At 59.9% G+C, this 12,891-nt stretch carries 14 protein-coding genes; 6 read left to right on the top strand and 8 right to left on the bottom strand.

The genetic code is table 11. The features are described from left to right. Positions 1-14 precede the first annotated feature (14 nt). Positions 15-707: an MgtC/SapB family protein gene (locus ACNJYB_RS19080; RefSeq protein WP_439375339.1), complete on the top strand. Its 693-nt coding sequence runs from the start codon at positions 15-17 to the stop codon at positions 705-707. 325 nt (positions 708-1,032) lie between these two features. Beyond that, entirely contained in the window at positions 1,033-2,307 is a 1,275-nt protein-coding gene (locus ACNJYB_RS19075; protein ID WP_439375338.1) for an IS256 family transposase, read from the top strand. A 66-nt stretch (positions 2,308-2,373) separates the two neighbouring features. Here the strand turns inward: ACNJYB_RS19075 and ACNJYB_RS19070 are convergent, their stop codons facing one another. After that, positions 2,374-2,751, bottom strand: coding sequence for an NUDIX hydrolase (locus ACNJYB_RS19070; RefSeq protein ID WP_439375337.1), 378 nt, complete (start codon positions 2,749-2,751; stop codon positions 2,374-2,376). 454 nt (positions 2,752-3,205) lie between these two features. On the opposite strand from ACNJYB_RS19070, the gene ACNJYB_RS19065 reads away from it, so the two are divergent. Together ACNJYB_RS19065 and ACNJYB_RS19060 are read left to right on the top strand one after the other, a co-directional pair. Further along, positions 3,206-3,844, top strand: coding sequence for a hypothetical protein (locus ACNJYB_RS19065; protein ID WP_439375336.1), 639 nt, complete (start codon positions 3,206-3,208; stop codon positions 3,842-3,844). 96 nt (positions 3,845-3,940) lie between these two features. Further along, entirely contained in the window at positions 3,941-4,213 is a 273-nt protein-coding gene (locus ACNJYB_RS19060) for a hypothetical protein (protein WP_439375335.1), read from the top strand. A gap of 723 nt (positions 4,214-4,936) precedes the next feature. Here the strand turns inward: ACNJYB_RS19060 and ACNJYB_RS19055 are convergent. The 6 genes from ACNJYB_RS19055 to ACNJYB_RS19030 form a co-directional block, all read right to left on the bottom strand. Beyond that, positions 4,937-5,146: a cold-shock protein gene (locus tag ACNJYB_RS19055; protein ID WP_439375334.1), complete on the bottom strand. Its 210-nt coding sequence runs from the start codon at positions 5,144-5,146 to the stop codon at positions 4,937-4,939. A gap of 410 nt (positions 5,147-5,556) precedes the next feature. Then, entirely contained in the window at positions 5,557-5,901 is a 345-nt protein-coding gene (locus ACNJYB_RS19050; protein WP_439375333.1) for a hypothetical protein, read from the bottom strand. 143 nt (positions 5,902-6,044) lie between these two features. Continuing rightward, positions 6,045-7,511 (bottom strand): hypothetical protein, encoded by a 1,467-nt coding sequence (locus ACNJYB_RS19045; protein ID WP_439375332.1) that lies wholly within the window; start codon positions 7,509-7,511, stop codon positions 6,045-6,047. After that, complete coding sequence (locus ACNJYB_RS19040; RefSeq protein ID WP_439375331.1) at positions 7,508-7,849, bottom strand: hypothetical protein; 342 nt, start codon at positions 7,847-7,849, stop codon at positions 7,508-7,510. Before ACNJYB_RS19040 ends, ACNJYB_RS19045 begins: the two co-directional genes overlap by 4 nt. A gap of 364 nt (positions 7,850-8,213) precedes the next feature. Then, the gene (locus tag ACNJYB_RS19035; protein ID WP_439375329.1) at positions 8,214-9,578 is read right to left on the bottom strand and encodes a phage/plasmid primase, P4 family; all 1,365 of its coding nucleotides are present in this window, start codon (positions 9,576-9,578) and stop codon (positions 8,214-8,216) included. 696 nt (positions 9,579-10,274) lie between these two features. Then, entirely contained in the window at positions 10,275-10,469 is a 195-nt protein-coding gene (locus tag ACNJYB_RS19030; protein ID WP_439375328.1) for a hypothetical protein, read from the bottom strand. A 208-nt stretch (positions 10,470-10,677) separates the two neighbouring features. Here ACNJYB_RS19030 and ACNJYB_RS19025 point away from each other — a divergent pair, with 208 nt between their 5' ends. Both ACNJYB_RS19025 and ACNJYB_RS19020 read left to right on the top strand, forming a co-directional pair. Further along, positions 10,678-10,848 carry a hypothetical protein gene (locus tag ACNJYB_RS19025; RefSeq protein ID WP_439375327.1) on the top strand — a complete coding sequence of 57 codons (171 nt, stop codon included), beginning with the start codon at positions 10,678-10,680 and terminating at the stop codon, positions 10,846-10,848. Between the two features lie 109 nt (positions 10,849-10,957). Continuing rightward, positions 10,958-11,239, top strand: coding sequence for a hypothetical protein (locus ACNJYB_RS19020; RefSeq protein WP_439375326.1), 282 nt, complete (start codon positions 10,958-10,960; stop codon positions 11,237-11,239). Between the two features lie 222 nt (positions 11,240-11,461). Here ACNJYB_RS19020 and ACNJYB_RS19015 read toward each other — a convergent pair whose 3' ends face one another. Then, positions 11,462-12,730, bottom strand: coding sequence for a tyrosine-type recombinase/integrase (locus tag ACNJYB_RS19015; RefSeq protein WP_439375325.1), 1,269 nt, complete (start codon positions 12,728-12,730; stop codon positions 11,462-11,464). Positions 12,731-12,891 lie beyond the last annotated feature (161 nt).

Below are 12,891 nucleotides of genomic sequence, written 5' to 3'. Positions count from 1 at the left end.
GGAGCTGGTGAGCCATGGGCCACGATGAATTGGTGATTATTGTTAGAGTTGCGGGTGCACTCGCAATCGGCGCTATGATCGGGTTTGAGCGTACCTTTCATGGACGCCCGGCGGGTTTTAGAACTCATTCGCTCGTCTGCATTGCCTCAGCGATCCTGATGATCGTCACGGTTTATCAGCACCAGTGGATGACCTTGCTTGAACATGACGCCATCCGGACTGACCCAACCCGCATGGCGCAGGGAATTATGACCGGCATCGGCTTTTTAGGGGCTGGCGTCATCTTCAAGGAGGGGCTGACCGTCAGGGGCCTAACGACCGCCGCGTCCATCTGGGTCACGGCAGCTATTGGCATTCTGGTTGGCATTGGATTCTGGTTTGCCGCGTTCGTTGGTGCCGCTGCGACCCTGATGGTGCTCGCGTTATTCAGAGTCGTCGAGGCTCGACTGCCGAGTGAGTTCTACGCCCATCACATGCTGCGCTTCGCCCGCGACAAAGTTATGGGCGAAAGCGAGATCCACAAGCTGATCGGCGATCACGGGTTTACCATCGCGAACCTTTCATCCCGTCTAAGCGAAGGCGGCGAGCAATTCGAGTACCGGATGACGATTAAGAGCCGCGACAGGCTCAATGCCGAACGACTTGCCAGCCATTTGCGCGGTTTGCCAGAGGTTGTTGAGTTTCGCATTACTCCCACCGGCGATTAGGATCGCGGGCCCGAGCGGGAAGCGCCCACAGGTTTTCGCGGTCAAACTTCCTATGATGCGCCCCCTTCTTATGGTAGCGTTGGCGTGGGGGTACGCGCTGGCCAGCGAGTACCTCCCTCTAACTTAAACCCCGCCTTTTCTTGGAGGCGGGGTTTTTTCCGCGAGCAGATCGGACGCCACGAAAGCCGCCGCGCCGAGACGATTAAGTGGCGTAGCGGTCAGCACGGGGGATGTCCCGGGTTCTGTTGAATTTCTGAAGAGGTCGGCGTTGCCCACCTTGAGCCGGTAGGCTCGGGGTGCTGATTCCACAAAGGAGAGCAACGCCATGACGAGAGATATCACACCGGCTGGCTGGCCGGCGACTGGGGCTGTGGACGAAGCGTTTACAGAAGTGCGGGCGAGCTTTGATCGGTTCTGCCTTGCGGCGGGGGTCGAGGCGCTCGGCACGATGATGGAGGCGGATGTCACGGCGGCCTGCGGGCCGCGCCACGGTCGCGATGCGGCGCGGCGGGCGCACCGTTGGGGCCGAACGCGCGGACGGATCGGCTTCCACGGCGGCAAGATCGAGGTCGAGCGCCCGCGGGTCCGGGGCGTGGACGGCCGCGAGGTCACCATCCCGAGCTGGGAAACAGCAGCGCAGGAGGACTGGCTCGGTCGCTGGGCGATGAACCTGATGCTGATCAATGTGTCGACGCGCCGGTTCGGCCGCGCTGTCCGGCTGCCCGAGGGAGACGTGCCGGCACCGCCCGGATCGGGGGTTTCGAAGTCGGCGGCCTCGCGGAGGTTCGTAGCGCTGTCGGCGGCGCGGCTGGCCGACTTCATGGCTGCCGATCTGTCCGCGCTCGACCTTCTGGTGGTCCAAATCGACGGACTGCATCTCGGCGAGGATCTCGTGCTGGTCGCCGCGATCGGGGTTGACGGCGAAGGCAACAAGCATCCGCTGGCGCTGGTGGAAGGGGCGACCGAGAATGCCGCAACGGTTCAGGCCCTGCTGGACAACCTGGTCTCGCGCGGGCTCGACCCGACGGCGCCAAGACTGTTCATCGCCGACGGCGCGAAGGCGTTGTCGAAGGCGATCCGCCGCACCTTCGGTTCGGCCGCTGCGATCCAGCGCTGCCAGATCCACAAGGCGCGCAACATCATGGAACGCCTGCCGAAAGAGCATCATGCGGCCACCCGTCGGGTGCTGCGCCAGGCCTGGGAGCTCGATGACGCCGACAAGGCTGAAAAACTGATCCGCAATCTCGCGCGTCGACTCGACCAGCAATGGCCCGGCGTAGCGGCGAGCATCCTCGAAGGCCTCGATGAAATCCTGACTGTCGTCCGGTTGAAGTTGCCGAAGGAGCTTCGTCGATCGCTCGCCTGTACCAACATCGCCGAGAACATGATGGGCACCATTCGCCGTGTCACGCGCAACGTCAAACGCTGGCGGGATGCCGGTATGGCCTTGCGATGGGTCGCGGCCGGCATGATCGAGGCCAACAAGGGCTTCCGACGATTGAAGGCGCATAAGCAATTGTCGGTTCTGCGTGCGGCTCTTCAAGCTCGCCACAATCGCATGACGATCAACCCCGTTGCCCACGGCACGAGGGCCGCGTAACATTCATTCCGGCAACGTCGGCCCGACCTAGTTCAACAGCGATCGGGACATCCCCTCAGCACGCCTTCACTTCGGAAACAACTTGTCTCGAATGTATCGCGAGGTCGGCGTTAGCCTGATTCCTCGTGGCTTGCACCAGACCGCCTTATCAATCTCCTTCTTGTCGCCGATCTTCAGGGGACCCGCCGCGTCCTTAGCTAAGAAGATTGCGTCACTCATCTTGCGACCGGACCGCCGATTCTTTGCCTTCACTTCCTTCCAGAGCTTCACCGGGCCCAGCTTGAGCTTCGGCAGTTCTTCCTTGATCTCTCGGCGGAGGCACTTCCTTTCACTCTCACCTGCACGCTTGCGGCCGCCCGGAAACATCCAGAGCTTGTCGCGTCGTCGTCTGACCAGGAGGACGCGGCCCTTCTTTGCGACGACAAGTTTTGAAGACTTCGCCATTTTCGAATCGATTTGTCAGATCGGCATCAGTCTAGACCGTCTGGTTCGACCAGTAATGATCGGCGCCCCCCGCCCGTATTATCACGGAGCAAACCCACACTGACGGCGTGTTTAGGTGCCGCTATGCTTACGCATGCTCGCAATCCTCTACATCCTCCAAGAGCCCATGTTCTGGGTGGCACTGGGTTTTGGACTGGCTCCGATCGTCATCGGCGCCATCATCCTGTGGCCAAGCGGCCGAGGTCGCCAGTGACCCCCGCGGCTCACCGCCGAGCCAGAATGGCGCCGGACGGCGCACAGCGGCGCGCGCAAGCAACGCGCACGCCGGGCGGCTGCCCGCATTGCGCAAAATGGGAACGGGGACCCGGTAACACACGGATGCGCAAGGGTCCGGCGACATGGCAAAAAGGGATTGCCGAGCAGCGAATCGAGCGGCTCGGCTGAGGGCGAAAAGATGACAACGCAACACTTACTGGATTTGGAAGGCGACGATTACCTTGATCATCTCTTCGTCTGGCATGTCGATGACCTACTATCTTGCTGTGATCGACAACCTCTACATCCGTTTACTCGCTTGCGAATGGCTCACACGCTTCGCATTTTGACCCTCGATGGCCCCGGCAACAGGTTGGCCTTCCACGTTCAGAAGCGTCGCAGCAGTCAGATCATCGTTCTCGTGGCTGACGCTTACGGTGACGAGGAAGCAGAGCAAAATATTCCCTTCGATGTAGCGCGGTTTTTCCCCTCTATCACGGAGGAATCACACCCACCGGGCATCGCATATCGGCCCTATACGCTACAAAAATACTTAGACCTGGATGACCGTCTGATCCTTGCCCAAATCTCCTTTAGACCACGGGCCGTAATCACATTTTTGGCGAACAAAATGGGTGGCAGTCACCTGGATGCGGATCGAGCATCGCGGATCGAATACGCGCTGAACAAATGGGTCACCATCGGAGGAGTCGGAGCAATTTATAAATTCTTCGATGGCTGCGCCTACGATATCTGCCGCGCATTGATGCCGCTGAGGAACGAAGTTGCAGCAGCACTTGGGTATAAGGAAATCGGTTGCGATCAAGTTGGCCATTGACAACTTGACCCTCTCGCGGACCCGGACGCCTTACCGAACGAAGAACTACCGAAGCCACCTCTCCGCCGCGCTGACGCGCCTCCTAGGAGCCAGCCGATGTCCGACAGCCCGCAAGCCGATCGAGCGCACCACGAGGCCGCGCTGCGGACCGGCGAGCGCCTCGTGCAATGGTGCGACCGGCCGGAGTGCCACAACGGCTGCCCGACGACGGCGTGGGAATGTGAGAGCCGCTATCCCTTGGACGAGCCGCCGGCGTCGCTGAGACGCGCCGAGGATCGCAAGGGCGACTTCGGTCGCGCTGGCGACGGGCTTCCGCCCGCGCCGCGTTCACCGGACAAATCACCTGAGCGCGGCGGCGAGGCCGCCTAAGGCCTTGGCGCGGCTTGGCAATTTAGGCCAGAACTCACCTCTTTCTACTCCGCGGGTTGCAGGTTCGAGTCCTGCCGGGATCGCCAATAAAATCAATGCGATTTTGCTGCCACGATTTCATGTCGCAGTATGTCGCAACGTTCCTCTATTGTTTCAATAAGTTACGAACATGCGCGGTAACTCCGTGCGACATGATTGCGACATGAGGGCCCCGCCGATATCGGACGATGGAAGGAATTGACGGGGGAAGATTGAAAGAGCCCGGCGGCGCGGGATTCTATCGACGCCGCTTCTTGCGTGCAGATGCCCGAGCATTTTGAGTCTTGGTCGTGCGCTTCGACGTGGATCTCGTTTTGCGCTTCAGTTTGGGTTGCGCTTCGCGGATTGGATCGGGGTGTGTGGCGATTGGCAACGGCTGAGGCTGCGTATTGCGGACCGCCTCAGCCAGCATCTCGAGCAACTCGGCCTTCGTCTTTTTCGTTCTATCGCTCATGGATCACCCGTCGACAAGACGACGGTAGCGCGCGGCCACAGAACCTCGCAAGAAAACGCGCCGATTAAGCTTGCTGGTTAGGATTAATGGCGCCTTGGGTCAGGGCCGGGGACGATCAGAGCTCGGGAGGTTTACGAACTCATGGGGATACGAAAGCCTGATCCGTGTTTTGCGGGGTCTGAATGAAAAGCCCGCCACTAGGGCGGGCTCTTTGTTTTGATCGTGCGGACTTACCCGATGCGTAGGTTCTCCGCAGAGGACTTGCCGCTGCGGCGGTCCGCCACAACCTCGAAGCTGACCTTCGCGCCCTCGGCGAGGCCCGTGTACCCAGCTTTCTCCACTGCAGAAATATGAACAAATACGTCCTTACCGCCATCTTCCGGTTGGATGAATCCATAGCCTTTGGTTGCATTAAACCATTTTACAATTCCGATAGCCACGTTAAGAGTCTCCACAAGATTTGAAACGAGCCCAGTTAACCAGCCTATGGCGAGGTCATCAAGAAGAGCCCGCCGGCCGGAACGCGCTCCTTGCCTCGCTTGTCGCCGGTCGCGTAGCTCGCATGTACAGCTGCGCGATTCGGCACCATGCACAAAAAGTCAGCCGATGTGGCCGCCGTGCACTGGCCGGAATCAACCTATGGACAGAGGATGGCGCTGGCCGGGGAAGAGATATGGAGGGGTCTCCAATGGCGAGTGGCCGATCAAAACTGCGAGTCGCGGTGCGTGCGTTGGTGAAGGCTCGCGAGCGAACCCGGCGTCGTAGGCGACGGCGCACCCTGTCCGCCCCTCAATAGGAAAAAGCCCGCCAGCGTGCACCGGCGGGCTCTTGCTGTCGGCGCCGCCGCAGATCAGGCGGCCGCCGCGGATTGAGATTTCTCGACAGTGGACAGCCGACCCTCGATGGCCTTGGCGTGCTCAACGATTTTCGTCCCGAGCGTATAGAACAGTCGATTTTCGTCTTCGCCTGGGAAGCTATCCGCGATCCGACCTAAGATGGCACCCAGGCCGATGAGGTGAAGAACGTCCTCATAGATGTTGGTGGAAAATCGGACTACGCGCAGCCAGCAGTCCGAATGACTACATCGGCGCTGGGTGAGGCCAGTGTGACGAAGTCTGTCGGAATAACTCTCTCTTTGGAACACCATCGGCTGCGATGGCGTCTGCGCCGGCAAAATCACCCATCGGGCCACCATCCGTATGACTGCCGTCGAAAGCGTAGGTAACGACCGTAGCTATTATGCGAATTGGCAACGATATCTCGGAAAAGTACCAGAAAACAAAGCTCTTGCGTATCGGTTTGGAGGAGCCCCGTTCCGCAGCCGCGTGGTTCGATCAGTTACCATCCTCCGCGCGGGTGGTCCCAGCCAATCCAGATAGTGTGAAACTTTTTCGCGTATTCGCCGGCGTCAACCAAGCTTATGCCGCCGACATCATCATTCGCGATCTTCGAACGGCCGTCCCTAATCACGCAGACGACGCCAGCCGCGGCGTTCGCAAAGTCATCATGCCCATTTGGTTCGTGGTCAATACGGGCTCCGCGCATGACCAGAGTTAAAAGTTGTTCCTGCAATTTCGGCAGATCAGGTAACTCAACTTCTCCGGCGTTGAGTGCGGGTTCGAAAGCCTCGTAAATTTCTGTCTTGGTCCGTCGATATGACCGGAAGCTGATGCCGAGCTTCTCAAAATCCTGTTTGAATGTTTCGCCTGCGTAGTCGTCGCCCCAAACTGCTGAGACTCGATAGGATTTCAGCGTGGCGACAAAGCGCTCGACCGCCTGGCGTGGATTGAATGGCGGCTCGCCCGCCTGCTTCTGGACGATGTCGATTACGGCAATGCCGTCCTCCTCGTGACCAACCGCGACCACCGCATCGTCACCGGAACCGCCGGACATATCGACGAACCCGAAATAGAGCAAACCTTCTTGCGGTGACAGCGTGTGCCGCCCCGCAACGATGGCGGCCATGACGGCCCCTTGATCAAGGAAGGCGCCGTTGGGCGCGCCGGGCATGTTGAGATGCAGGCGGCGAAACTTGTGAGTCGGCAAACGGCGGCGCTGCTGTTCCAGGTACCCCACACCATCAGGCCATGACGCGATGCTGGGATTGGCACGCTGCTCGGGCGGCAGATCGGCGAACTCAGGATCAGTGCACAGACCGCCGCTGTACCAACTGAAGAGCATCCGCGGATCCGAACCGCTCTGTCCAAGCCTCTTGTAGTCGACCAACGGCACGCCCGGCGAGTTGAAGATCGTGTCGTAACTCGTAATCCATGTCAGCGCGTCGCGTGTGGGATCAGGCGCTAGCGCCTCAAGTAAGTCATAGGTTCGGTAGCCGTGAATTTCGTCGAAGCCGACGAATGCAGCCGTCTTGCCGTGTGCGCCGACCGCATCGCGCGCAGGGAGGATCTGAAGGGAACCCAGGCCGTCACGGCGGATGATTTCCTTCTGTCGAATATCCAGCAGCTCGGTCAGTTCGAAATTAACCGCCACCAGCTTCTTGGCAAGCGACAGATCGTCGCCGGCCTGATCCTCGTCGTTTGCCAGAATGAACCCGTTACTGCCCTGGACACTCTCGCGATTGAGCAAGCAATACAGGGCGGCTAGGACCAGATCGGTGGATTTAAAGTTCTTCTTGGCCCGACCGCTCAACACGAGATTGATCGCCGGGCTGCCGTCGGGTCGGTATTCGTCGAGTGCACGGGCGAATAATTTGCGACGATACGACTCCAACGTGGTCAGCAACGGCCGCCCGTCGAGCCAGCTCAGCCGGCTGAAGAACTCTAGCGAGGTCGGCGTAGCGCTCATGGAGCCGCCCGATCACGGAGAATGCGCTCCCGCATAGAGAGCGGCGGCACTTGCGGCCGGTTGGTGGCCTTCACGCGTAGCGCGCTCAGGCACCGCGCCACGACGCCACTGATTTTGACGATTTGTGCGGCATCGATCGACTCGCCGCGCATCTGCGCGGCCGACAGGCTCTCGCGCTGCACGATCAGCGCCGCGACCTGGTCGATCAGCGCGGCTTCGCCGGTGTTTGGCATGTGCCCGAGGTCGGCGCGCAGGCCCTCGGCGATATAGCGCAGGCGTCTCGCCTGACGTGTCGCGTTCGGCTTGCGGAAAGCTGGAATGTGCGCTGCTTCTGTCATCTTTTCCGCCCACTTGCTCGGAGCTTGCCCACGCCAGATATTGGACACCTATTGGACAAGATGCCAGCCGAAGTTAAATAAGTCATTCCAACTCAACGTCCACAAGCGTCCAACGGTGTCTATCTCTCCACCTTGCATTGGCTAAGAGCGGCAAAATGGTCAGAACCGAGCACAAGCTCGCTCTCGTTCAGAGTAGACGATTCACTCGTTTCTTTTCTCTCCGCAGGCGTGTTCGAGGGGCGCGCTTTAGTGCGCGCCCCTCTTTCTGATGACGGGGTGACGTGTGATGACGCGTTTTCCTGATTTTTTCGTGAGCGCGCGCATACACGCGGAAAATAGGAAATGCGTCACCATGCGTCACCCGTCACGTGGAGCGCTTCAGCCGGATCCCTTTGAATCCACGGCCATGCTTGTCCCGGTACCGTTCAACTGACTTTTCAAGATTCGTGACAAACGCCTTCTGGCTCTCCGGCCGTTCGCCGGCTTGCATTGCGAAAACCTTCCATGCCTCATACAGATCACCTGATGTTTCCCGCATTCGATCATTTCGAGGGTCCAGGTCGCAGCAGGAGGCCAGCCATTGGCCTAACAGGTCTTGGTCGGAGAAATAATCCTCGGTGGCGGCAAGCACGCGCTGTGGCCGCTGCAGCCCGTTGCGCAGCCAGTCGAGGCAACCGGTGATCATCCAGCGCAGGATCTGCGGCCACTCGTCCCGCAGCTTCTCCTCGAGCGAAAGGTCCGGCTTTTCGGGTCGATGCGTGAACGGCACAACATTAAAGCGCCGCCGAATTGCCGCGTCGACCGTTCCGAGTCGCGGAGCGTGGTTTCCGACAACTATAAGCTTGAAAGTCGGTCGAAAGCGGAAGAAATCACCGCGCATGAAGCGCGCTGAGACTTCATCGCCGCCCGTTAGCTGCTTAATCCTAGTCTCCGCCCAGGTGCGCGAGTGCTCGGTTTCGGAAGCAGCCACCAGGCGCGCGCCGCAGAGCGCCGCGACCTCTGTCGGATGCCGGTCACCGATCGCAACCGTAAACGTTTCGGTTGGCGCTGGGATCGCGTAATCACGCATGATCCCGTTGATGGTGTTGAGAAAGACGGACTTTCCATTGCCGCCGGGTCCATGAAGGAACAAGAGTGCATGCTCGCGAGTGTCGCCGGTGAGAGAATAGCCGGCCCACTGCTGCAGGAAGCGCACCATGGCTGGATCGTCAGCAGTGGCCTGACGGAGAAACGCCAGCCAGATTGGGCAGTCAATGTGCTCGCTTGGGCTCACAGCGGTCGATTTTGTGATGGCGTCACGTGGATCCGCCGTCCGCAACACGCCGGTGCGGAGATCGACGGTGCCCGCCGGCGTGCCGAGCAGAAAGGGATCGCGATCCCAATTCTCCGCGGTGACCGCTAAAATTGGATCGTTCTGCGCGAATTTCTCTACGCCGGATGCAAAGGCGGTCTTCCTGAACTCCTTAAGCTCTCGATGCTCCTTGCCCTCGCTTAGCTCCCGCGCAATCAGGCGCACAAACTCGAATGCCCTGTTTGTTTCGTCGCGGCGCCAGCGCGCCCCGTCGAAGTGATACCAGGCGCGGGAGCTGTGGCAGTATCGAAGTCGATCGGCATATCGGGCCGCAAAGATCGCGGCGATTCCGTCCTGGGTAATGATCTTGTCGTTCCGCTTCGCTTCGTCGGCGACTGTGCGGGCAACATCGGCGGGCTGCACCACGATATCGCTCATTGAGGCCCCCTCTCCTCGAGCACGCGAGCCGTATACCAAGCCCATCCCAGTCTAAAATTGCGGACCAACACGATCATCCGCGCAGGTTCGGCGATGCCAGCCCTGGCAAAAACCTCGACGTACTGCGGGCAACAGCTCGCACAGCCCAAGTTCACCGATGAGTTTGATCCAGGTGTACATGCCGCCAGCAAAAGGCGGAGGCGTGCTGGAATTGCTGCAGTGAGGAACAGGCGTGGTAACGGCACTGCGCGCGATGCGCCGCGGGACCTGATGATCTGACTGATTGTTCTTGGTGCTATCCAGCACGGCTCCCCCGCCAGACCATGCCGCAGCACATTGCCGGTGCGGTCCGGTATGTTGGGTTGATCGTTTTCCGACACTGGACTCGGCGAGCGACCAACCTGCTGAAGGTGTAGTGAGGGGCTTTTGGTCGGTCTGAGGAGGACGGCGGCGCCGATCGCCAGCACCTCCACCCGTTCGCTGACGCCCCGTGCCACGCCATTGGCGGAGCGGCGCTCCATTCTGACAATGTCCAGCAACGGGCGCACCACACCGCCCGGCCGAGAAGCCGTCACATCCTCGTGCCGATGGGGTTTACTGACGTTCGTAGCTTCGATAATTTCAAGGTTGCCAAACTCAGAAATTACCGAAGCGGCCCGCCCCACGTTAAGCGGGCCGTTTTGCGTTACCGTCAACTCACGCCGCCGAGGATTCCGTTTCCATTCGCCGGCGCCAAGCAGCAGCAGCTTCCGCCGAAATCATCGTTCGGCTTCCGAGTTTTATCTCGGCCGGCCCGCGCTTCTGCTTGCGAAGCTTGTAGTAGAATGCTCTCGAGATGCCATGGCTCTCGCAGAATTGCTCTACGCTAAACATTTGAGGATCAGTGGACATGCGAACGCTCCGCCCTTTCTTAATGTGCGCATCCCTTCTCCGCACGGGCGGGGCGATGCCCCCAGGAATATCGCCAGCATAGCAGAGGGCGCTCATGTCTTCAAGTGTATTGTGAGAGACAGGCGTTAAGTACCTGGAGTTATGGGCACAACATTCCCCATGTCTTCAGGCGCGAACCGAGGTGCGCCGGCTCCTGTGGCATCCCCCAATGAACCTGACGCCAGATGCCGTGATGACCCTCGAAGGATCCCTTGAACTCGAAGTCATTCTGCTTGAAGCGTTGGCCGCAGACGCCTCAGCCAAAGCCTCGTTTGCGAAGTCGCTGATGCCGCAGCTCGGCTCTACTCACGGCATGCAAAGTCCGCCAGAGCGCTCTTGAAAGCCGAAGCGCTCGTTGAAATTGCAAGTTCGTCGGAAGCCCTATCCGGGTGCAGCCCTGGCGCGCGGGCTCTCCCTGCCTGTCGACGTAAGCGCACGAAGGCACATGAGTGGTCAAGGAAAGCAATGGTCCCGGGGCCTATTGGACCAAGCGCATTGGGCATGCCGAAGATGTCGCAAAAGCCAGCTGTAAAGAGGTTCTGACGTTTTTTCGGGCGCGCCGCTGGCGCGCGGCGATCATTTGGACAATGGACCCATCAGTGCAGACGACCACCGCCTCTGAAGCCGATCTGAAGGTCACGCAGCGCCAATCCCTACAAGGCTCAATGGCCGCGCTTGCATCTCACGTCAATATTGCTTGCAAAGCCCGTCGCCCTGCTCACATCGAATGAGCTGCAGAAATGGCGCAATGGCCCGCTTGCCAAGATGGCATCTTCCCGATCAATCGCCTCTGAAGTTGTCTATGCGCGAGCGTCGGAGCTGGCCGCACGCCATATGAGCGCATGGTCTTGCGGTTTGCTAGACGCACAAGAGCAACGAAACGTGATCCTGTCTGATGCGGAAGTGCGCGCATTCGTAAAGCATTCCTTTGTCTCTTCTCTTCGGGAGCGCTTTCACCGCAGCGACCTAACGTTGCTCTCTCCGTCACCGAACCGCGGCGCGCCTGCTCGGATCGCGTCCGCGACGTAGGACGGCGCGAGGTGGCCGTAGTGTCGCTCTACCATGCGGGTGTCGCTGTGCCCAAGATTCTTGGCGACAACGATCAGCGGCACACCGTTCATTATAGCGTGCGATGCCCAACTGTGGCGAAGGCCGTGGAAGGTAATCGGCGGCTCAATCCTGGCGCGCTCATTTGCGAGCTTCATCGGCTCCTTCTGGTGTGATCGATCCCAGGCCGTATCGTTATCCTTGTGAAACAGGATCTCGGTCCCCGCGCGGCCGGCCGTGATCGATCTGAAGAACTCGACCCCTTCAGCAGTCAGTACGACATGCCGCGGCTTGCCGCCTTTCGACTGCAGGATGGCAATCGTGCCGCTATCCGGGTTGAAATCAGCAACAGTGAGGCGACTCAGCTCGCCATAGCGGGCACCGGTTTCAAGCGCGCCCCGGACAAGCCGGCGGAAAGCCGTGCCGCAGGCGTTCAAGAGGCGCTGGGCTTCGGCTAACGAGAGATAGCGGACGCGGGCGCTTTCGACGCCTTCGAATGGCTCGACACGGCGCCACGCCGCGTCAGCTGGCACCCTACCCTCGCGCCAAACGCGATTGAGTGCGGCCTTGAGGACCGTCAATATCCTATTCGCGGTCGATCGGCGTCGGCGCCTGTGTTCCTCGGTGTCGGCGCTGAGTCTAAACCTCTGCTCTTGACCTTTTTTGGTCCTTACGCGCGCCGCGGCCCTGGTGAGTCCCACATGCCAATGTCGGAGCCGATCGGCAGTAAGGGCTTGGACCTCGAGGGCGCCGAGCTGGGGAAGGATGAAGGCGTTGGCAGCATAGCGACTAAAGCTGGCCGACTTGCGGTTGTTTTCGAGGAACTCGAGATATGCGGACACAGCATCAGCGACGGTAATCGGAGCCGTCTTACCAACGGCAGCATGGGCTCGAGCGACCATTCTGGATCGCGCCAAGGTTTGAGCTTGGACGAAGCTGAGCACCGCGACCCCATCGGCATCCGAAAAATCATCTGCTGTGGCCAGCGTCTCGAGTTCATACCGCTGGGTCCCGACATAGTGGCGCGCAACCCACTTCCCGGCCCCGCTGATGCTCTTGCGGTAGCCAAGATGCAGTCCCGGCTCAAGCGCGCGGAAGTAAGGCTTGCCACGTGGCTTAAGCCGGCTGCGGGCGGTTCTGCTCTCGAGGGATGTGTCACGAATTGTGCGGGCCATGATGTCACCTTGGGAAGGTGGGAAGCCGCCGATGTCCAACATATGTCCAATAAATGTGGATAGACGTCAATGGACGGTGGTATCGCCGAGCATACAATCCGCTTGTGTTTTCAACAGGACGAGAACCGGCCGTCGACGCCTAAAGACGCCGTTTAGCCCCT

It is taken from the genome of Bradyrhizobium sp. SMVTL-02 (genome assembly GCF_051853005.1).
In the GTDB taxonomy this organism is placed as follows: Bacteria; Pseudomonadota; Alphaproteobacteria; order Rhizobiales; family Xanthobacteraceae; genus Bradyrhizobium.
This window is presented reverse-complemented; position numbering and strand designations above follow the sequence as displayed.